This window comes from Thiomonas sp. TH-17 (assembly GCF_057473305.1).
In genome coordinates, this window is sequence record NZ_JBYCKI010000004.1 from 1 (window position 1) to 20181 (window position 20181).

Annotated in this window: 14 protein-coding genes; 5 read left to right on the plus strand and 9 right to left on the minus strand. The window is 66.0% G+C overall.

Annotated features, from left to right (window positions below):
* The 9 genes from AC2VLV_RS00230 to hutU all read right to left on the minus strand — a co-directional run.
* Window positions 1-536: cation:proton antiporter domain-containing protein (locus AC2VLV_RS00230; RefSeq protein ID WP_486988082.1), on the minus strand; the 536-nt coding region annotated here is incomplete at its 3' end.
* A 49-nt stretch (window positions 537-585) separates the two neighbouring features.
* Window positions 586-2031 carry an efflux transporter outer membrane subunit gene (locus AC2VLV_RS00235; protein WP_486988083.1) on the minus strand — a complete coding sequence of 482 codons (1446 nt, stop codon included), beginning with the start codon at window positions 2029-2031 and terminating at the stop codon, window positions 586-588.
* 5 nt (window positions 2032-2036) lie between these two features.
* Window positions 2037-5141: an efflux RND transporter permease subunit gene (locus AC2VLV_RS00240; protein WP_486988084.1), complete on the minus strand. Its 3105-nt coding sequence runs from the start codon at window positions 5139-5141 to the stop codon at window positions 2037-2039.
* On the minus strand, window positions 5138-8386 hold the full coding sequence (locus tag AC2VLV_RS00245; protein ID WP_486988085.1) for an MdtB/MuxB family multidrug efflux RND transporter permease subunit: 3249 nt from the start codon (window positions 8384-8386) through the stop codon (window positions 5138-5140). The genes AC2VLV_RS00240 and AC2VLV_RS00245 overlap by 4 nt, the downstream gene beginning before the upstream one ends.
* A gap of 2 nt (window positions 8387-8388) precedes the next feature.
* On the minus strand, window positions 8389-9693 hold the full coding sequence (locus AC2VLV_RS00250; protein WP_486988086.1) for an efflux RND transporter periplasmic adaptor subunit: 1305 nt from the start codon (window positions 9691-9693) through the stop codon (window positions 8389-8391).
* A gap of 120 nt (window positions 9694-9813) precedes the next feature.
* The gene (locus AC2VLV_RS00255; RefSeq protein ID WP_486988087.1) at window positions 9814-10407 is read right to left on the minus strand and encodes a cob(I)yrinic acid a,c-diamide adenosyltransferase; all 594 of its coding nucleotides are present in this window, start codon (window positions 10405-10407) and stop codon (window positions 9814-9816) included.
* Window positions 10408-10540: 133 nt separating this feature from the next.
* The gene (locus AC2VLV_RS00260) at window positions 10541-11938 is read right to left on the minus strand and encodes a purine-cytosine permease family protein (RefSeq protein ID WP_486988088.1); all 1398 of its coding nucleotides are present in this window, start codon (window positions 11936-11938) and stop codon (window positions 10541-10543) included.
* Window positions 11939-12030: 92 nt separating this feature from the next.
* A complete protein-coding gene (gene hutH / locus AC2VLV_RS00265; protein WP_486988089.1) occupies window positions 12031-13587 on the minus strand; it encodes a histidine ammonia-lyase in 1557 nt (518 codons plus the stop codon).
* Window positions 13584-15290, minus strand: a complete 1707-nt coding sequence (hutU, locus tag AC2VLV_RS00270; RefSeq protein ID WP_486988090.1) for a urocanate hydratase — start codon at window positions 15288-15290, stop codon at window positions 13584-13586. Before hutU ends, hutH begins: the two co-directional genes overlap by 4 nt.
* A 147-nt stretch (window positions 15291-15437) precedes the next feature.
* On the opposite strand from hutU, the gene hutC reads away from it, so the two are divergent.
* Genes hutC through AC2VLV_RS00295 form a run of 5 tightly spaced genes read left to right on the plus strand, consistent with a single transcriptional unit; the run spans window position 15438 to window position 20164 of the window.
* On the plus strand, window positions 15438-16172 hold the full coding sequence (gene hutC / locus AC2VLV_RS00275) for a histidine utilization transcriptional repressor HutC (protein WP_486988091.1): 735 nt from the start codon (window positions 15438-15440) through the stop codon (window positions 16170-16172).
* Window positions 16169-16771 (plus strand): HutD/Ves family protein, encoded by a 603-nt coding sequence (locus AC2VLV_RS00280; RefSeq protein WP_486988092.1) that lies wholly within the window; start codon window positions 16169-16171, stop codon window positions 16769-16771. Before hutC ends, AC2VLV_RS00280 begins: the two co-directional genes overlap by 4 nt.
* Entirely contained in the window at window positions 16765-17964 is a 1200-nt protein-coding gene (hutI, locus tag AC2VLV_RS00285; protein ID WP_486988093.1) for an imidazolonepropionase, read from the plus strand. The genes AC2VLV_RS00280 and hutI overlap by 7 nt, the downstream gene beginning before the upstream one ends.
* Window positions 17965-17967: 3 nt before the next feature.
* The gene (gene hutG / locus AC2VLV_RS00290) at window positions 17968-18789 is read left to right on the plus strand and encodes an N-formylglutamate deformylase (protein ID WP_486988094.1); all 822 of its coding nucleotides are present in this window, start codon (window positions 17968-17970) and stop codon (window positions 18787-18789) included.
* Window positions 18773-20164, plus strand: coding sequence for a formimidoylglutamate deiminase (locus tag AC2VLV_RS00295; RefSeq protein ID WP_486988095.1), 1392 nt, complete (start codon window positions 18773-18775; stop codon window positions 20162-20164). Before hutG ends, AC2VLV_RS00295 begins: the two co-directional genes overlap by 17 nt.
* Window positions 20165-20181 lie beyond the last annotated feature (17 nt).

Sequence of the window (20181 nt, forward strand, 5' to 3'; positions counted from 1 at the left end):
GCCAGGGCGGGCCAGCCCGGCGCCTGCCCGCCGGCGCCGGTGAGGGCGAGCAGCGCCAGGATGGGAATCACGCTCACGTCCTGGAATAGCAGGATGGCGAAGGTCTCCCGGCCGAAGCGCGTGGTCAGCTCCCGGCGCTCGGCCAGCAGCGGCAGGATGTAGGCGGTGGACGACATCGCCAGCGCTACGCCAATCAGCGCCGCGCCCGTCCACCCCAGGCCCAGCGCCGCGGCGATGGCGGCAACCGGCAGCGCCACTCCGGTCATTTGCAGCGCACCCAGGCCGAACACCTGCCGCCGCAGCGCCCACAGGCGGCTGGGCTGCAGCTCCAGACCGATGAGGAACATCAGCAGCGTGACGCCCAGTTCGGCGGTGTGCAGCACTGACTCCGGCCGACTCACCACGCCCAGACCGTAAGGCCCGACGGCGATGCCCGCCACGAGATAGCCGAGCACCGAGCCCAGGCCGAAGCGTTTGAACAGCGGAACCAGCAGGACGCTGGCGGCCAGCAGAGTGAGCAGGGCGGTGGCGGACATGGGGCGATGGTACGAACAGCCGCCGTCTGGCGCTGCCGTCCGCGTGCGCCTATCGCGCTGTGGCCGAAGCCGCTGGCAAGGGGCCGATGGCGGGGGTGTCGGCCGCGCCCCAGCCGCCGCCCAGCGCTTGAATCAGGGCCACGCTGGCGCCGTAGCGACGGTTCAGCAGGGTGAGCTGCGCATTGCGCGCACTGGTGGCCGTGGTCTGCGCGGTGAGCACGTTGAGATAGGGCGCGGTGCCGGCCTTGTATTGGTTTTCGGCCAGACGCAGCGAGACCTCGGCGGCCTGCACCACCTCGGCCTGTTGCTGCGCCTCTTGCGCCAGGATGCGCTGTGCGGCGAGGTTGTCTTCCACCTGTTGCAGCGCGGTCAGCACGCTCTGGCGGTAGTTGGCGACCGTCTGGCGGTAGGCCGCCTGGCTGCTTTGCACCTGCGCGCGGCGCAGTCCGCCGTCGAACAGTGTGGCCGCGAGTTGCGGGCCGATAGACCAGAACAGCGAGGGCGCGGAAAACAGCTCGGCAATGCGCGCGGCCTGGCTGCCGCCCTGCGCCGAGAGCGTGAGGTTGGGGAACCAGGCGGTCTGCGCGACGCCGATCTGGGCGTTTGCCGCAGCCACCTGAGCCTGGGCCGCGGCCAGATCGGGCCGGCGCTGAAGCAGCTGTGCGGGGATGCCCGCGGGAATGGCGGGCACCTCGGGCAGAGCGCCCGCAGCAGGCAGGGAGAACTCCGCCGGGGGCTTGCCCACGAGCACGGCAATGGCGTTTTGCAACTGCACGCGGGTCACGCCCAGATCGGTCAGGCTGGTCTGCGCCTGCAGCAACTGGGTGCGCGCTTGGGCGACGTCGGCGGCGGTGCCCACCCCGGCCTTGTAGCGGTTGTCGGTGATCTGCAGAGCGCGCTGGTAGGCGGCCACGGTGTTCTTGGCCAGCACGATCTGCGCGTCCACGGTGCGCAATTGCAGATAGCTGGTGGCGAGTGTCGATTGCAGGCTGAGCTGGGTGTTGGCCAGGGTGGCGGCGCTGGCGGCAGCGGTGGCCTGCCCGGCTTGCACCTGCAGCCGCACTTTGCCCCACAGGTCGGGCTCCCAACTGGCACCGAGCGAGGCGCTCAGGCTGTTGCCCACGGTGCCGGTGCCCGCGGTTCTGGCGCGGTTGGCCGAAGCTCCGGCAGTCACTGCAGGGTAGTAGGCGGCCTGGGCCTGTGACACAGCGGCCTGCGCCTGTTCGTAAGCGGCAAGCTGGGCGGCGAGGCTCTGGTTGTGTTGTGCCACCTGCGCTTCGAGGTCGGCGAGCGCCGGGTCGTCAAACACGCTCCACCACGTGCCGCGCGGCGCCGCGGCCATCGCCTGCGCAGGTTCCCAGCCACTCTGGGCTTGGGCATAGCTGGCAGGCAGGGCGATTTTCACCGGGGCTTCAGGCGGCGTGGCGGCGCAGGCAGCCAGCATCAAGACCAAGGGGACGGCGAGCGACAGGCGGGGCGGGACGATGGTTTTCATGAGGTTCAGGCCGTGGAATCGAGAGCCGCAGGGCGGTCGCTGCGGCCGAATTTGCGCAGCGTCCAGCGGCGCAGGCGGTCGAGTTCGAGGTAGATCACCGGGGTGGTGTAGAGCGTGAGCGCCTGGCTGACGATCAGTCCCCCGGCGATGGAGATGCCCAGCGGCTGGCGCAACTCGGCGCCGTTGCCAGTGATGAAGGCCAGCGGCAAAGCTGTGCCCAGCGCGGCCAGCGTGGTCATGAGGATGGGGCGCAGCCGCAGCGTGGCGGCCTGATAGATGGCGTCGCGCGGGCTGGCGCCATGCTCGCGTTCTGCGGTGAGGGCGAAATCGACCATGAGAATGGCGTTCTTTTTCACGATGCCGATGAGCAGGAACACGCCGATCAGCGCGATGATGGAAAACTCGGTGTGCGTGAGCTGCAAGGCCAGCAGCGCGCCCAGCCCGGCCGGGGGCAGGGTGGACAGAATGGTGAGCGGGTGCAGGGTGCTCTCATACAACATACCCAGCACGATGTAGATGGCGAAGATGGCGGCCATGATGAACAGCGGCTCGTTTTTCAGCGTGTCCGAGAACAGTTGCGCCGTGCCCTGGAAGCCGCCGTGAATCTCGGACGGCAGGCCGATGGCGGCGGTGGCGTCGTCGATCTTGGTCTGGATGCTGCCGAGCGACACGCCCTTGTCGAGATTGAATGAAAGGGTCGACGAGACGAACAGACCCTGATGGTTGACCGCCAGCGGGGTGTTGGTCAGTTCCTGATGCGCTAGCGCCGAGAGCGGTACGCGCTGGCCGCTGCTGCCCACCAGAAAAACATCGTTCAGCGCCTGGGCGTTGTTCTGGTATTGCTGCGCAGCTTCCATCACCACGCGGTACTGGTTGAGCGGCTTGTAGATGGTGGACACCAGGCGCTGGCCGAAAGCGTCGTTGAGGGTCTGATCGATGGTGGACACGGCAATGCCATAGCGCGCCGCGGCCGCGCGGTCGATCACCAGAGAGAGCTGCAGGCCGTTGGCCTGCTGGTCGCTGTTGACGTCGTTCAGGCCCGGAATGCGCTTGAACGCGGCCAGCACCTTGGGCTCCCACTCGCGCAGGGTGTTCAGGTCGGACGCCTGCAGGGTGTACTCATACAGTGCCGCCGAAGGCCGCCCGCCGGCGCGGATGTCTTGCACCGGGAACATGAAGGTCTGCGTGCCGGGCACGCGCGTCAGCGCCCGGCGCAGCTCGACGATGATGCTCTGCACGCCCTTGCGCTGATCGATGGGCTTGAGCTGCATGAACATGAAGGCGCTGTTGGTCGTGCCGCCGCCGGTGAACGCCACCACGTTTTCCATGCCCGGGTTCTTGCGCACGATGGCGACGATCTGCTCCAGCTTCTTGCTCATGTCCTGGAACGAGATCGACTGATCGGCCTGCACCGAGCCGATCAGCAGCCCGGTGTCCTGCGTGGGGAAAAAGCCTTTGGGCACGACTTTGAACAAATACACCGTCAACCCGATGGTGGAGAAAAACAGCACCAGCATCAGCACCGGGTGCAGCAGCGCCCGGCGCAGGCTGCGGGCGTAGCCGTGATGGACATGATTCCAGCCCCGTTCCAGCCAGGAGGTTGGTTTGGGCACGCCGTGAGCCGGGCGCGCTTGCGGCCGCAGCCAGCGCGAGGCCAGCATGGGCGTGACGGTGAGCGACACCAGCAATGAGATGCCAATGGCCACCGACAGCGTGACGGCGAACTCGTGGAACAGCCGGCCGACAATGCCGCCCATGAACAGCACCGGGATGAACACCGCCACCAGCGATATGCTCATCGACAGCACGGTGAAGCCCACTTCGCGCGCGCCCTTGAAGGCGGCAGCCAGCGGCGACAGCCCTTCCTCCACATGGCGCATGATGTTTTCGAGCACCACGATGGCGTCGTCCACCACAAAGCCGGTGGCCACGATCAGCGCCATCAGCGAGAGGTTGTCGAGCGAATAGTCGAGCAGCCACATGGCGGCGAAAGTGCCCACCAGCGACAGCGGCACCGCAATGGCCGGAATGAGCGTGGCGCGCCAGTCGCGCAGGAACAGCCAGACCACGGCAATCACCAGCAGCACCGCGAGGATCAGCGTTTTTTCCACCTCGTCCAGCGACGCGCGGATGGTGGTGGTGCGGTCGGACATGATGGTGATGTTGATGGCCGCCGGGATCGAGGCTTTGAGCTGCGGCAGCGCCGCCTTCACCCCTTCGACCGCATCGATGATGTTCGCCCCTGGCTGGCGGTAGATGATGAGCTGCACCGAGGGCTGGCCGTTGGCCAGGCCCATATTTTGGTCGTTCTGCAGGCCTTCGCTGACCTGCGCAATCTGGTCGAGGCGGATCGGCGCGCCGTTGCGGTAGCCCACCACGATATGCTGGTATTGCTGCGGCGTGGAGAGCTGGTCATTGGCGCCCACCTGCCAGCGATGCGTGGCGCTGTCGATGGCGCCCTTGGGCGTATCCACATTGGCGCTGGCGATGGCCTGGCGCACCTGCTCCAGCCCCAGCCCCATGCCGTTGACGCGGGGCAGGTCGAGTTCCACCCGCACCGCAGGCAGCGCGGCGCCGCCCACGGTGACCGAGCCGATGCCCGCGATCTGCGAAATTTTCTGCGCCAGAATGGTCGAGCCGGCATCGAACATCTGCCCGCGCGACAGGCTCTTGGAGGTGAGCGACAGAATCATGATCGGCGCGTCCGCCGGGTTCATCTTTTTGTACGTGGGCCGCCCGGTCAGGCCGGAAGGCAACAGCGGAATGGCCGCATTGATCGCCGCCTGCACTTCGCGTGCGGCATCGTTGATGTTTTTCGACAGACTGAACTGCAGGATGACGCGGGTCGAACCCAGCGAACTGCTGGAGGTCATCTGCGAAATGCCGGCAATCGTGCCCAGGCTGCGCTCCAGCGGCGTGGCCACCGTGGCGGCCATGACTTCCGGGCTGGCCCCGGCCATTTTGGCGTTGACCACGATGGTGGGAAAGTCCACCTGCGGCAGCGGCGACACCGGCAGCAGCCGGAAGGCGATCAGCCCCGCCAGCAGCACCGCCAGCGCCAGCAGACTGGTGGCGATGGGACGGCGGATGAACAGGGCGGACGGGTTCACCGCGCATCCTCGTCGGACAGCGCTGCAGCCGGTGGCGCCGAGCCGAAGGTGCGCGCACGCCAGGCCGCGGTGCGGGTGGCGAGCCGGTCGAATGCCAGATAGATCACCGGCGTGGTGAACAGCGTGAGCACCTGCGATACCAGCAGGCCGCCGACGATGGCAATGCCCAGCGGCTGGCGCAGCTCCGAGCCCATGCCCGTACCCAGCGCCAGCGGCACCGCGCCGAACAGCGCGGCAAAGGTGGTCATCAAAATGGGGCGCAGCCGCAGGTGCGCCGCCTGCAGCATGGCCTCATCGGGCGGCAGGCCCTGGTTGCGCTGCGCGTCCAGCGCGAAGTCCACCATCAGAATGGCGTTTTTCTGCACGATGCCGATGAGCAGAATGATGCCGATGATGGCGATCACCGTGAGGTCGTGCCCGGTGGCCATCAGCGCCAGCAGCGCGCCGATGCCGGCCGAGGGCAGGGTGGACAGAATGGTGATCGGGTGGATGTAGCTCTCATACAGCACGCCCAGCACGATATACATGGTGGCCACCGCGGCGAGCAGCAGCCAGAGCTGGTTGGACAGCGCCGACTGAAAGGCGCTGGCCGAGCCCTGGAAGGCGATGGTCACCGAGGCGGGCAGCGCGGCCTGCTTTGCAGCCTGGTTGATGGCGTCCACCGCTTCGCCCAGCGACACGCCGGACGCGAGCTGGAAGGAAATGAGCGCCGCCGGAAACTGGCCCAGATGGTCGATGGCCAGCGGCGTGGCACGCGGCTCGATGGTGGCGATGGCCGACAGCGGCACCGCCTGCCCGTTGCTTCCGGTGAGATACACGCTGTTGAACGCGCCAAGGCCCTGGTCGGGCTGTTTTTCCACGCCGAGCACCACGCGGTACTGCGCCGATTGCGTGAAGATGGTCGAGACCAGCCGCTGGCCGAAGGCGTTGTACAGCGCGCTGTCAATCGTGCTCATGGTGATACCCAGGCGCGAGGCCGCGCTGCGGTCCACGTCCACATAAGCCTGCAAGCCCTGATCCTGCAAATCGCTGGTCACGCCGGAGAGTTGCGGCAGCGCCTTGAGCCGGTCCATCAGCGCGGTGTTGGCGCTGGAGAGCTGCGCGGCGCTGGTGGCCGACAGGCTGAACTGATAGGGGTAGCGGCTGGCGATGTCGTTGATGGTCAGGTCTTGCACCGGCTGCAGATAGGTTTCGATGCCTTCGACCTTGGCGGCGCGCGCGTCGAGCCGGTTGATGAGGGCTTGCACCCGCGGGCGTTCATCGAGCGGCTTGAGGTAGATGAGCAGCCGCCCGGTGTTCATGGTGGTGTTCACCCCGTCGATGCCGACCACCGATGACACCGACTCCACCGCCGGATCTTTGAGCAGCGCATCGACCAGCGCCTGCTGGCGCGCGTTCATCGACTGGAACGACACGTCCTGCGGCGCCACTGTGGTGGCCTGGATCATGCCGGTGTCCTGCACCGGGAAGAAGCCTTTGGGAATGAGCACGTACAGCACCACCGTGAGCACCAGCGTGCCTGCCGCGAACAGCAGCACCAGCGGCTGATGCCGCAGCACCCAGCGCAGCGCGCGGGTGTAGCTGGCCGAAAGCCGGTCGAAAAACGCGCCGGTGGAACGAAACAAATGACTCTGTTTTTCCTCCGGCGTGTGCCGCAGCAGACGGGCCGACAGCATGGGCGTGAAGGTCAGCGACACGATGGCCGAAATGACAATGGCCACCGCCAGGGTGATGGCGAATTCGCGGAACAGCCGCCCCACCACATCGCCCATGAACAGCAGCGGAATGAGCACGGCGATGAGCGAGAAGGTGAGGGTGATGATGGTGAAGCCGATCTGGCCCGCGCCTTTGAGCGCGGCGGTCAGCGGACGTTCGCCGGCTTCGATGTAGCGCGAGATGTTTTCGATCATCACAATGGCGTCGTCCACCACGAAGCCGGTGGCGATGGTCAGCGCCATGAGGGTGAGGGTGTTGATCGAAAAACCGAACAGATACATCGCGCCGAAAGTGCCCACCAGCGCCAGCGGCACTGCGGTAGCCGGAATGAAGGTGGCGCGCACGCTGCGCAGGAACACGAAGATCACCAGCACCACCAGCAGCACGGCCAGCAGCAGCTCGAACTGCACGTCGGCAATGGCCGCGCGGATGGTCACGGTGCGGTCGGACAGCACCGTGAGCTGCGCGGCGGCCGGCAGTTGCGTCTGCAGGCTGGGCAGCAGCTTGTGAATCGCATCGACCACGGCGATGACATTGGCGCCCGGCTGGCGCTGCACGTTGATCACGATGCCCGGCTTGCCGTTGACCAGCGCGGCCTGCCAGGCGTTCTCAGCCCCGGTGCTGATGGTGGCCACGTCGCCCAGCCGCACCGGCGCGCCGCCGGAGTAGGCAATGATCATGTCGCGGTATTGCTGCGGCGACTGCAACTGATCGTTGGCGTCGATACTGAACGACTGCTGGCTGCCGCTGATGCTGCCTTTGGGACTGTTGACGTTGGCCCCGGCAATCGCTGTGCGAATGCTGTCGAGCGTCAGCCCGAGTGCGGCCAGCGCCGGGCCGTTGACCGTCACGCGAATCGCCGGTTTGTGTCCGCCCGAGAGCGTGACCAGGCCTACGCCCGACACCTGCGAGAGCTTCTGGCTCAGGCGCGTGTCGGCCAGGTCGTACAGGCTGGTGAGCGGCAGCGTGGCCGAGGTCAGGCCGAGGGTGATGACGGGGGCGTCGGCCGGGTTGACCTTGGCGTAGATCGGCGGCTGCGGCAGATCGGAAGGCAGCAGACTGCTCGCGCCGTTGATGGCGGCCTGCACTTCCTGTTCGGCCACGCTGAGCGACAGCGACAGATCGAAGCGCAGGGTGATGACCGAGGCGCCGCCGGAACTCACCGACCACATCTGCGCCAGCCCCGGCATCTGGCCAAACTGCTGTTCCAGCGGGCCGGTGACCGAGGAGGTCATCACATCCGGGCTGGCGCCGGGGTAGAGCGTGGTGACCTGGATGGTGGGGTAATCGACTTCGGGCAGCGCGGCCTGCGGCAGCAGCTTGTAGCCCACGAACCCGGCCACCAGCACCGCAATCATCAGCAGCGTGGTGGCGATAGGGCGCAGGATGAACAGCCGCGATGGACTGGGCCGGTCTTCGAGCGGCGCCTCCTCCCAACCTCCCCCACCCGAGGGGGAGGGGTTTGCTCCCTCTGCGCTGTGCGGGGAGGGCTGGGGAGGGGAGGTTTTGTCGTCGTGTGGCGCGCTCATGCTCAGCGTGCTCCGCTGGCGGCGGGCTTGGCGTGGGCGTCAGGTCTGGCACGTTCTTTCCCGGCGCTGTCCGCGGCCTGCACCACTGCCTGCACCACCTTCACCTCGCGGCCGTCGCGCAGGCGGTCGAGGCCGTCGGTGACGACGCGCTCGCCCGCTTTCAGGCCGCTGACGATCTGCGTGAGGTTGTCATACGCCACCCCGGTTTTCACTACTCGCATCTTCACCTTGTTGTCCGGCCCGATGACATACACATAGGTGCCGGGCGCGCCAACCGCCACGGCGGTGGTGGGCACCACGATCGCGTCGGGAAGGGTGCGCACCAGCAGCCGCACGTTGACGAACTGGTTGGGGAACAGGGTCAGCTTCGGGTTGGCGAACTCGGCGCGCAGATTGAGGGTGCCCGTCGTGCTGTTGATCTGGTTGTCGGCCGCGACCAGCTTGCCGGTTTCGAGCAGCTGGGTGTTGCGGGCATCCCAAGACTGCGTTTGCAACTGTTTGCCCGCCATGAGCTGGCTCACCACCTCGCCAATCTGCTGCTGCGGCAGAGCGAAAGTCACGTCCACCGGCTGCACCTGCGCGATGGTGGCAACCGGCGAGGCCGAGTTGGTGCTGCTGCTGGTGTTGCTGCCCACGGCGCCCGAAGTCGTCACCATATTGCCGGCGTCCACTGGGCGCAGGCCGGTGAGACCGCTGACCGGGGCGGTGATGCGCGTCCAGCTCAGTTGCAGTTTGGCGTTGTCGAGCGCGGCCTTGTTGGCATCGAGCGTGGCCTTGAGCTGGGCCACCGTGGCGCGCTGGTCGCTGACCTGCTGCGCCGAAATCGAGTCTTGCTTGAGCAGGGTTTCATAGCGCAGCAAATCGCTTTGCGCGCCGGAGAGCTGCGCCTGCGTCTGCTCCAGTTGCGCCTGCGCCTGCTCCACCGCGATGCGGAAGGGCCGCGGGTCGATCTGCGCGAGCAACTGCCCGGCCTTGACCGTCTGCCCCTGCTTGTAGTCCACGCTCTGCAGCAGTCCGGCCACCCGCGGCATCACGTTCACATAGCTGCGCGGCGTGACCGTGCCCAGCGCGGTGAGCCATACCGGCACGTCCTGCGTTTTGGCGACGGATGCCGTGACTGGCTGCGGCGGCATCTGCCCTTTTTCCATTCCGCCCGGGCCGCGCATCTGCGCCTGCGCCGGGTGCTCGCTGCCCAGCAAGGCCAGACTGCCCGCGGCGAGCAGCGCCACGCCCAGCCCGCCCCACAGCCAGCGGCTCGCGGTGAAAGGACGGCGATATTGTTCAGGGGAGGGGGAGTTCGCAGTCATGGGCGGGGTGTCACGGTGGAAACAGATCGATGGGCAGTCTTCACATCGTGCCTGCGCGACGTGAAAGCCGTGTGCAGACAGTGTGAAGAAGTTTGTCGCTTTGAGTGTGCCGCTTGGGCGTCAAGCCCTGGGCTGACGCTGATGATTCCAGTACACCTCGGTGCTGGCGGCGTCGCCCGCGCGGTTGAGCGTGCGCGCCAGCACGAACAGCAGATCGGACAGGCGATTGAGGTATTGCAGCAGTTCGGCGCGCAGCAGCGTGGCCGCCTCGGCCCCGCCGGCCTGCGCCACCTCGCATGACACCGCCACCACCGCCCGCTCGGCACGGCGCGCCACGGTGCGGCACACATGCGCCTGCGAGGCCGTTTGCGTGCCTCCGGGCAGAATGAACTCAGCCAGCGGCGGCAGTTTGGCGTTGTAGTCTTTCAGCGCGTCATCGAGCGCGGCCACCTGCTCGGGTTTGAGCAGCGTCATGCCGGGCACCGATAGCTCGCCGCCGAGATCGAACAGATCGTGCTGTACCTGCGAGAGCAAGGCGTCGATGGCCTGCGGCAGCCCCATGCTGCGCAAAAGCCCGAGATGCGAATTCAGCTCATCGACCTCGCCCAGCGCCTGAATGCGCGCGGCCGATTTCAGACAGCGCGAGCCGTCCCCCAGCCCGGTGGTGCCCGCGTCGCCGGTGCGGGTGGATATGGCGGTGAGGCGGTGGCCCATGGAGACTTGCCCTTTTCGGATGGATAGACGAAATCCGAAAGAGCATAGTGAAGTTCCCGGCGATTTTCTGGCGCCGGGAAATCGCACAAACTCGCACAGGCCGCTGGCCGTCGTGCGGCGCCCGCCTCGGCCTTCAGGCCGTCTTGGGCGCTGCTTTTTTCATCAGTATGGCGTAGAGCACGCTGGCGACAATCAGCCCGACCACCCAGGTCACGTCGGCCCCGCCGATCATGCTGGCAACCGGGCCGGTGAAAAACGGCATGCTCATAAACGGCACCTCGACCAGAATGGCCACGGCGAAGGCGATCAGGGCGGGCCACCCCCAGGCGCCGTAGCGGCCGCGCCGGTCGTAGATGTCCGGGATCGAATACTCACCGTGACGCAGCAGGAAGAAGTCGGTCAGGTTGATGGCTGACCAAGGGACGAACACATACATGAGGATCAGCAGCAAGTTGTTCAGATAGGCCATCACGCTGTTCGCCCCGAGGATGGCGATCAGGCTGCCGATCACGGCGCCGGTCGCCCCAAGGCCGATCCGCCACCATTTGCCATGCTGCAGCGTGGATTGCCGCAGTCCAGCACTTGAGCTGAGGATGGTGAGGGTGGACAGGCTGCCGCCATAAAGATTCAGCGCGTTGACCACCACCACACCCGCCAGAACGATGAACAGCACAGCGCCATAGAGCCACGCCGTCGGCCCACTGAACAGACCCGAGAACGCCGCGGTTGGGTCGGCCGACGCCACCTTCTGGTTCAGCAGACCGAGCGCCACGCCGACGAGCATGGCCCAGCCGGAGCCGATCACCGAGCCGAAATAGGTGTTCCAGAAAATGGCGCGCGCCGAAGTGGTTTTTGGCATGTAGCGCGAATAGTCGGCGACGTAAGGCCCGTAGGTGATTTGCCAGGTGGCGAAAATGGAAATGGCCACCAGCAGCATGGGCAAAGACACCGCTGCCGCAGCCGCAGGGGCGGCGGGCATGGCCGTCAGCTTGCTGATGGCCATCACGGTCGCCACGATGAAAATGGCCGCAAACACATACGCAGCCCATTTGGCGTAGCGGTGAATGGTGTCGTAGCCCAGCGCCAACAGCAGGAAGGTCAGCAGATTGGTGATGAGGATGCCGATGGGCTTGGACACCCCCAGCAGCAGCGCCACGGCCGAGCCGCCCAGAATGGCGCTGCCCGAGAAAAATCCCAGATACATCAGCACGACAAAGGCAAGGGGAATGTTGGCGCCCAGCACGCCAAACTGCGCCCGACTCTGAATCATCTGCGGAATGCCGATGCGCGGCCCCTGCACCGCGTGGGCCGCCATGACGAAGCCGCCCAGAATGTTCCCCAGCACCACGGCGAACACACTCCACCACAGACTCAGGCCGAGTTCGATGGGAATCACCCCCACGGCCACCGCGGTGATCTGCATATTGCCGGAAAAGAACAGCGTGAACATGGAAAACACCTTGCCATGCCGTTCGCTTTCCGGAACGAAATCAATGGTTCTACGCTCAATCACCGCCGTTTCTTGTGCCATGGAGCATCTGCCTTTCGTTGTGGAGTCGTGCCGTGCCGGTTGTTGGGTGAGATGCGCCGAATCCGGCAATCAGCGCATCGGCTTGCTCTGCATCAGGAACCTGCAGACTCAGCGGGCCAGAAGGCATCGCATTCGGTTTTGTCACGCAAAATTTGCGCCAATTTCCCATCGCGGATCAATGCGAACGCGGCCTGAATATCGCGTGCGATGACGCGGTCTTCGGTCATGCGCGATACCTTGGCGCGCAGCAGGGCGATGGCGCTCTCAAGTGCGTCTGAGCTGTGCAGCGGGCGCAGGAAATCAACGCCCTGTGCGGCGGCCAGCCATTCAATGGCGATGATGTGGGCGACGTTGTCGATCATGGCCTGCAGCCGACGCGCGGCGAAGGTGGCCATGGACACATGGTCTTCCTGATTGGCCGAGGTGGGCAGGGAGTCAACGCTGGCCGGGTGCGCCAGCGATTTGTTCTCGCTGGCCAGGGCGGCGGCGGTGACGTGGGCGATCATGAAGCCCGAGTGCAGCCCCGGTTCCACGCAGAGAAAGGCGGGCAGCCGCGACACGCTGGTGTCGATCAGCATGGCGATGCGGCGTTCTGCGATGGCGCCTACCTCCGCGATGGCCACGGCCATGGCGTCTGCCGCCAGCGCCACGGGCTCGGCGTGAAAGTTGCCGCCCGAGATGAGCGCGCCGTCGTCCGGGAAGACCAGTGGGTTGTCGGTCACGGCATTGGCCTCGCGCAGCAGCACTTCGGCGCAGTAGCGCAGTTGGTCCAGGCAGGCGCCCATGACCTGCGGTTGGCAGCGCAGGCAGTAGGGGTCTTGCACGCGGTCGTCGCCCTTGAGGTGTGACGCGCGAATGGCGCTGTCGTGCAGCAGGGTGCGATAGCAGGCGGCCGTGGCGATTTGTCCGGGGTGCCCGCGCACGGCATGAATGCGCGGATCGAACGGCGCGTCGCTGCCTTTGGCCGCCTCCAGACTGAGCGCGCCTGAGACGACCGCCGCCTCGTAAACCGGCTGGAAATCGATCAAGGCATGCAAGGCCAGCGAGGTGGACGCCTGCGTGCCGTTGATCAAGGCCAGACCCTCTTTCGCCGCGAGTGCGAGAGGTTTGATGCCCGCCGCACTCAGCACTTCGCTCGCGGGAACGGATTGCCCATCGACGACGAAACTGCCCTCGCCGATCAAGGCCAGAGTCATGTGCGCGAGCGGGGCGAGATCGCCCGATGCGCCGACCGAACCTTGGCTGGGCACTTCGGGAATTAGTCCGGCGTTGAGCACGGCCATCAAGGTTTCGATCACCACCGGCCGCACGCCCGAGTAGCCCCGGGCGAGCGAGGACACCTTGAGCGCCAGCATCAGCCTGACGACCGAGGCGCGCATGGGTTCGCCAACGCCCACACAGTGCGAGCGGATGAGATTGACCTGCAACTGTGCAAGGTCGTGCGCGTCGATGCGGGTGCTGGCCAGTTTGCCAAATCCGGTGTTGATGCCGTAAACCGGCGCATCCCCACGGGCGGCTTTCTCAACAATGGCGGCGCTTGCCTTCACGGCTTCCCAGGCGGACGGCGCAAGTTCCACTTGCACGCCACCCGCGTGAATCCTTTTGAGTTGGGCCATGTCGAGCTGGCCCGGTGTGACGGTGATCTTCATGCTTTGCTCACCATCGGCAGATGCAGCCCGCATTCTTCTGCGCAGGCCACGGCTTCGGGGTAGCCGGCGTCTGCATGGCGCATCACGCCGGTGCCGGGGTCGTTCCACAGCACGCGCTCAAGCCGCTTGGCGGCGGCCTCCGTGCCGTCGCAGACGATGACCACGCCGGCATGCTGCGAGTAGCCCATGCCCACGCCGCCGCCGTGATGCAGCGACACCCAGGTGGCGCCGCCCGCGGTATTGAGCAGGGCGTTGAGCAGCGGCCAATCCGACACGGCGTCGCTACCGTCGCGCATGGCTTCGGTTTCGCGGTTGGGCGAGGCCACCGAGCCGCTGTCGAGATGGTCGCGGCCGATGACGATGGGGGCCTTCAGTTCGCCCGACTTCACCATTTCATTGAAGGCAAGACCAGCCTTGTGACGCTCGCCCAGACCCAGCCAGCAGATGCGCGCGGGCAGGCCCTGAAACGCGATGCGCTCTTCCGCCATGTCCAGCCAGCGATGCAGATGGTGGTCGTGCGGGAACAATTCCTTGAGCTTGGCGTCGGTCTTGCGGATGTCTTCCGGGTCGCCCGACAGCGCCACCCAGCGAAACGGCCCCTTGCCACGACAGAACAGCGGGCGGATGTAGGCGGGCACGAATCCGGGGAAGGCGAAAGCGTCTTTCACCCCCTGATCGAGCGCCACCTGGCGGATGTTGTTGCCGTAGTCGAAAGTGGGCACGCCCATGGCCTGGAAGTCGAGCATGGCCTGCACATGCACGGCGCAGCTCCTGGCGGCGGCTGTGGTCAGCGCCGAGTGCTGGCTGGCGTCGGTCTGTGCGGTTTTCCAGCGCTCCAGCGTCCAGCCCATCGGTAGGTAACCGTTGATCAGATCGTGCGCCGAGGTCTGGTCGGTCAGCAGATCGGGTTTGATGCCGCCGGCCTTGGCGCGCTTCACCAGCTCCGGCAAAAGTTCCGCCGCATTGCCCAGCAGGCCGACCGACACCGCCCTTTTTTCGTCGGCATAGCGCGCCATGCGAGCCAGGGCGTCGTCGAGGTCGTTCGCCTGCTCGTCCAGGTATTTGGAACGCAGACGGAAATCGATGCGGCTTTGCTGGCATTCGATATTCAGCGATGACGCACCGGCAAAGGTGGCTGCCAGCGGCTGCGCGCCGCCCATGCCGCCCAGTCCGGCGGTGAGAATCCAGCGCCCGGCAAGGTCGCCGCCGAAATGCTGCCGCCCGGCTTCGACGAAGGTCTCGTAGGTGCCCTGCACGATACCCTGGCTGGCGATGTAAATCCACGAGCCTGCCGTCATCTGGCCGAACATCATCAGGCCCTTGCGGTCAAGCTCGTGGAAGTGTTCCCAAGTAGCCCATTTCGGCACCAGATTGGAGTTGGCAATGAGCACTCTTGGTGCATCCACATGGGTGCGAAACACGCCGACGGGCTTGCCGGACTGCACCAGCAGGGTTTCGTCTTCCTTCAAGGCGCGCAGCTCGCGCAGGATGGCGTCAAAGCATTCCCAGTTGCGCGCGGCTTTGCCGATGCCGCCGTAGACCACCAGGGCCTGAGGGTTCTCGGCCACGTCGGGGTCGAGGTTGTTTTGAATCATGCGGTAGGCGGCTTCGATCAACCAGTTTTTGCAGGTCAGTTGTGTGCCGCGAGGAGCGCGAATGACGCGCTGTGCTGTTTGTTGCGGAGGGGTGGAGAGGTCGGTCATGGTCTAGCTCACTTCTGGGTCGTTGCGTGGTGACCACTCTAGTTGTCTAGACAAGCGTGTACAAGCCATTTTGATCCGCATTTACCCTAGTCATTTCCGCTCGGAAATCAACTTGTATAGACAGGTGCGTGCAACTAAGATGAAACCATGAATGCCATTGCAAAGATCGATCTCGGCGCAGCAGCCACGGCGCCCTACAACCGTGTCAAGCAACATCTCAAGCAGGGGCTGGAGCAGGGCCGGTGGAAGCCTGGCGAGTTGATGCCTTCGGAGGCAGAGCTTGTGGCCCTGTTCGGCGTCAGCCGCATGACGGTGAACCGCGCACTGCGAGAGCTTCAGGCCGAGGGCTTGGTTGACCGGGTGCAGGGTGTGGGCACCTTCGCGGCGCAACTGCACCGCTTGTCGTCAACGCTTTCCATCCGCGACATGCACGAGCATGTCGAGTCGCGCGGCCATCGCCACCGGCTGGATCTCAAGCTGCGCCGCGAGGAGGCCGCATCCGCTTCGGTGGCGCGTCGGTTGGGGCTCAAGGTCGGCGCCAAAGTGTTCCATTCCCTGGCGATTCATTTCGAGGACGACGTTCCCCTGCAACTGGAAGACCGCTGGGTGAATCCCGCTGCGGCGCCGCGCTACCTGGACGCCGATTTTTCCAGCACCACGCCGACGCAATATCTGCTTGAAGTCGCGCCGATGTGGGAGGCCTCCTACACCATCGAGGCCGTGAGCCCGACACGGCAGGAGGCTCGGTATCTGAAGATCGAGCCGACCGAACCCTGTCTGGTCATCACCCGCTGGACGGTCAGCCGGGGCGCTCCTGTGACCTTGGTGCGGCTGGTGCATCCGGGTAGTCGCTACCTGTTGGAAGGGCGTTTTCAGCCATGAATCCCCGGCTGATCGACTGCGCGTCCATCGTCGCCCAGCCCTGGCGCAACGGTGGCGGCATGACGCGGGAACTGCTGGCCGCGCCCGACTCGCAAAACTGGCAATACCGCATCAGCGTGGCCGATATCAACGGTGACGTCGCGTTCTCGTCTTATCCGGGAGTGGAGCGCTGGTTTGCCGTGCTGGAGGGCGAGGGTGTGCATCTGCAGGTCGACAGCAGCGACCATCGTCAACGTCCGCATGAAGACCCGCTTCGCTTCGATGGCGCGGCGCAGATCCACTGCCGACTGCTGGGCGCCGCCACGCGTGATCTCAACCTCATGCTGCGCAATGTCAGCGGACGGATGCAGCGCGCAGATGCGGGGCTTGCATGGAGTGCAGCAGGCGGCGCTTGCGGCTTGTTCGCTACGCAGTCGGGGCATTGCCACATTGCCGATCAGGGCGATGCGCGCAAGGCTGTTGTCGTTCCGATGCCCGCATTCAGCTTGCTGTGGTTTGAGCGTGCGCCCGGCAGTCTGATCTTCGAGGCCGATCGCGCCGACGAAGCCCGCATCGGCTATTGGCTGGCCGTTCAAACGGAGCCCACTGCATTATGCTGACCCTCTATCGCAATGCCCGGCTTTGCACCCTCGATGGCACACACGGATGGGGTTTGATCGACGAGGGAGCGTTGCTCGCCGAGGGCGACATGCTGCGCTGGGTGGGACCCGAGTCGGAACTGCCAAGCGATGTGGCCGCAGCGCGCACGCACGATCTGGGCGGCGCCCTGGTCACGCCGGGTTTGGTCGACTGTCATACCCATCTGGTTTACGGCGGCCAGCGCGCTGACGAGTTCGAGCAGAGGCTCAACGGGGCGAACTACGAAGACATCGCACGCGCCGGCGGTGGCATTCGAGCGACGGTGCGGGCGACTCGTGCCGCCAGTGATGCAGAGCTTCTGGCCGCCACGCGCGAGCGCGCCCGCAACCTCATGCGCGCCGGGGTGACCACGGTGGAAATCAAGTCCGGCTACGGCTTGAGCCTGGAGCACGAAGCCCGCTGCCTTCGAGCCGCGCGCAAGGTCGGGCAGGAACTGCCGCTGACTGTGCACACCACCTGCCTTTCCGCGCACACCCTGCCGCCCGAGTTCGAGGGCCGCGCGGACGACTACATCGACGCCGTCTGCACTTGGCTGCCCCAGCTCAAGGCTGAACGATTGGTGGACGCGGTGGATGCGTTCTGCGAGCGCATCGCCTTCACCCCGGCGCAAACCGGGCGGGTGTTCGACGCCGCCCGCGTCCTCGGCCTGCCGGTCAAGCTGCATGCGGAACAACTCAGCGACCAGGGCGGGGCGGCGCTGGCGGCCAGTTACGGCGCGCTGTCCTGCGACCATCTGGAGTACCTCGACCCGCAAGGCATCGCGGCGATGGCCCGCGCGGGCAGCGTGGCGGTGCTGTTGCCCGGCGCCTTCTACTTCCTGCGCGAAACCCGCTTGCCGCCGGTCGCCGCGCTGCGCGAGGCCGGCGTGCCCATCGCACTGGCCACCGACCACAACCCCGGCTCGTCCCCCACCCTGAACCCGCTGCTCATGCTCAATATGGCCTGCACCCTGTTTCGCCTCACGCCCGAAGAAGCCCTGCGTGGCTTTACCGTGAACGGCGCGCGGGCGCTCGGCCTGCACGACCGCGGCCAACTTGCCGCACAGCAGCGCGCCGACTTCGTCGCCTGGCCCCTGCATCATCCCAACGAACTCAGTTACTGGCTGGGTTTGAATCCGGCCTGTCGGGTGTTCATCGGCGGCCAGGAGGTCTGAACCATGCAAGACACATCCACCCCATCCACCTATACCCTCCACAGCGGTGACAGCCCCTTGCTGGTGAGCTTGCCGCATGTAGGCACCGAAATTCCCGCAGCCCTCAAGCCGCGCTACACCGCGCAGGCCTTGAATGTGGACGATACCGACTGGCATCTCGAGCCGATCTACGCCTTTGCCGTGCAACGCGGCGCCAGCCTGCTCGTGCCACGGTTTTCGCGCTATGTCATCGACCTCAACCGCCCGCCTGAAAACGCGCCCATGTATCCCGGCGTGAACAACACCGAGCTTTGCCCGACCCACGCCTTCACCGGCCAGCCGATCTACCGGCCGGGGCAGGAGCCAGACGCAGCCGAGATTGCGCAGCGGCTGGCGGACTACTGGCGCCCCTACCACGCCGCGCTCAACGCCGAGTTGCAACGCCTGCATGCGCGGCACGGCTACGCCCTGCTGTGGGACGGTCACAGCATCCAGTCCACGCTGCCGTGGTTGTTCGAGGGCACTTTGCCCGACCTCAATCTGGGCACCGCCAACGGGGCCAGTTGCGGGCCGCAGTTGCGTGCGGAGTTGGCCGAGGTGCTTGCGCGGCAGACTAAGTTTTCTCAGGTGGTCGACGGCCGCTTTAAGGGCGGTTACATCACCCGCCACTACGGTCAACCCGCGCAAGGCATTCATGCGGTGCAGATGGAAATGTGTTTTTCCACTTACATGCAGGAAGCCCCGCCGTTTCGCCTCGACCCCGCACGCACCGCAAGGTTGCGCCCCGTGCTGGAGCGACTAATCGACGCCATGCTGGCATGGAGGCCGCATGAACAAACCCGCTGATTCTCTGCTGTGGGCCCAGCGCGCCTGGCTGCCCGGGGGCTGGCAAGACAACGTGCTGCTGCGCATTGGTGCGGACGGCCACTGGGCCGAGATCGTTCCCGGCGTGCTCACGCCGCCGCAGGGCGCAGAACAACTGGGCACTGTGCTGCCTGGGCTGGTCGATGCGCACAGCCATGCCTTCCAGCGCGCCTTTGCCGGTCTAGCCGAACAGCGCACCAGTGCCGCCGACACCTTCTGGTCGTGGCGTGACCGCATGTACCGCGTGGCCCTGCGCATCACCCCGGAGCAATTGCATGCCATTGCCGCGCAGCTCTACATCGAACTGCTGCGGGGCGGCTACACGCAGGTGTGCGAGTTTCATTACCTGCAGCACGCGCCAGATGGCCAGCCCTACGCCGATCCGCTCGCCTTCAGTTGGGCGCTGGCCGATGCGGCGCGCGCAGTGGGCATCGGCCTCACCCTGCTGCCGGTGCTGTATGAGCGCGCCGGCTTTCAGCAACCCGCGCTGCGCCCGGACCAACGGCGCTTCGCCACCAACGCCGAAAGCGTGTGGCAGGCGGTGCAAACCATCCGGGGCCGACGCCAACCGGGGCTGGACGCGGGCATCGCCATTCATTCCTTGCGCGCTGCGTCGCCCGCGTCTGTTCAAGCGCTGGTGCAACGGGCAGACGGCTTCGACGGTCCCATCCACATCCACGTTGCCGAGCAAACCGCCGAGGTGGACGATTGCCTCGCCGCCACCGGCCAGCGACCCATCGCATGGCTAGCGGCGCAGGGTTTGCTCGACGCGCGCTGGCAACTCGTCCACGCCACCCACACCGAGCCGGAAGAAATCGACGCCGTTGCCCGCAGCGGCGCGGGCATCGTGCTCTGCCCCACTACCGAAGCCAACCTCGGCGACGGCCTGCCCGATCTGCCGGGCATTCTGGCGCAAGGCGTGCCCATCACCCTGGGGTCGGACAGCCAGATCACCCGCGACTGGAGAGAGGAAGTGCGCTGGCTCGAATATGGTCAGCGACTCATCCAGCGTCAGCGCAACACCGCGGCAGCGCCAGAAGCCGCGCAGCCGTCCACAGCGGTCCGGCTGTGGTCCTGCGTGCAGGCTGGCAGCGCCCACGCCGCCGGACAGCCCGCGTGGGGCTTGACGCCAGGCGCCCGCGCCGACGCTCTGGTGCTCAACCCGCATGCCGCGGCTACCCTCGGCATGCCGCCAAGCCATCTGCTCGACGCCCTCGTGTTTTCCAGTCCCTCCACGGCATGGAACGCGGTCATGGTGGCCGGGCGCTGGGTCCTGCACGACGGCCAGCATCCGCAAGCTGCCCAGTGCGCGCAAGCTTTCGAGCGCGCCATGCAAGCCCTCTGGGCAGAGGGCTGACAAGCGGCCTATCCTTG

Bases quoted from the DNA above. Each gene is read 5' to 3' on its own strand.
- hutH (WP_486988089.1), bottom strand. From the start codon at position 13,587: ATGAAGATCACCGTCACACCGGGCCAGCTCGACATGGCCCAACTCAAA.
- hutG (WP_486988094.1), top strand. From the start codon at position 17,968: ATGCAAGACACATCCACCCCATCCACCTATACCCTCCACAGCGGTGAC.
- AC2VLV_RS00250 (WP_486988086.1), bottom strand. From the start codon at position 9,693: ATGACTGCGAACTCCCCCTCCCCTGAACAATATCGCCGTCCTTTCACC.
- hutI (WP_486988093.1), top strand. From the start codon at position 16,765: ATGCTGACCCTCTATCGCAATGCCCGGCTTTGCACCCTCGATGGCACA.
- AC2VLV_RS00295 (WP_486988095.1), top strand. From the start codon at position 18,773: ATGAACAAACCCGCTGATTCTCTGCTGTGGGCCCAGCGCGCCTGGCTG.
- AC2VLV_RS00235 (WP_486988083.1), bottom strand. From the start codon at position 2,031: ATGAAAACCATCGTCCCGCCCCGCCTGTCGCTCGCCGTCCCCTTGGTC.
- AC2VLV_RS00280 (WP_486988092.1), top strand. From the start codon at position 16,169: ATGAATCCCCGGCTGATCGACTGCGCGTCCATCGTCGCCCAGCCCTGG.
- AC2VLV_RS00255 (WP_486988087.1), bottom strand. From the start codon at position 10,407: ATGGGCCACCGCCTCACCGCCATATCCACCCGCACCGGCGACGCGGGC.
- AC2VLV_RS00245 (WP_486988085.1), bottom strand. From the start codon at position 8,386: ATGAGCGCGCCACACGACGACAAAACCTCCCCTCCCCAGCCCTCCCCG.
- hutC (WP_486988091.1), top strand. From the start codon at position 15,438: ATGAATGCCATTGCAAAGATCGATCTCGGCGCAGCAGCCACGGCGCCC.
- AC2VLV_RS00260 (WP_486988088.1), bottom strand. From the start codon at position 11,938: ATGGCACAAGAAACGGCGGTGATTGAGCGTAGAACCATTGATTTCGTT.
- hutU (WP_486988090.1), bottom strand. From the start codon at position 15,290: ATGACCGACCTCTCCACCCCTCCGCAACAAACAGCACAGCGCGTCATT.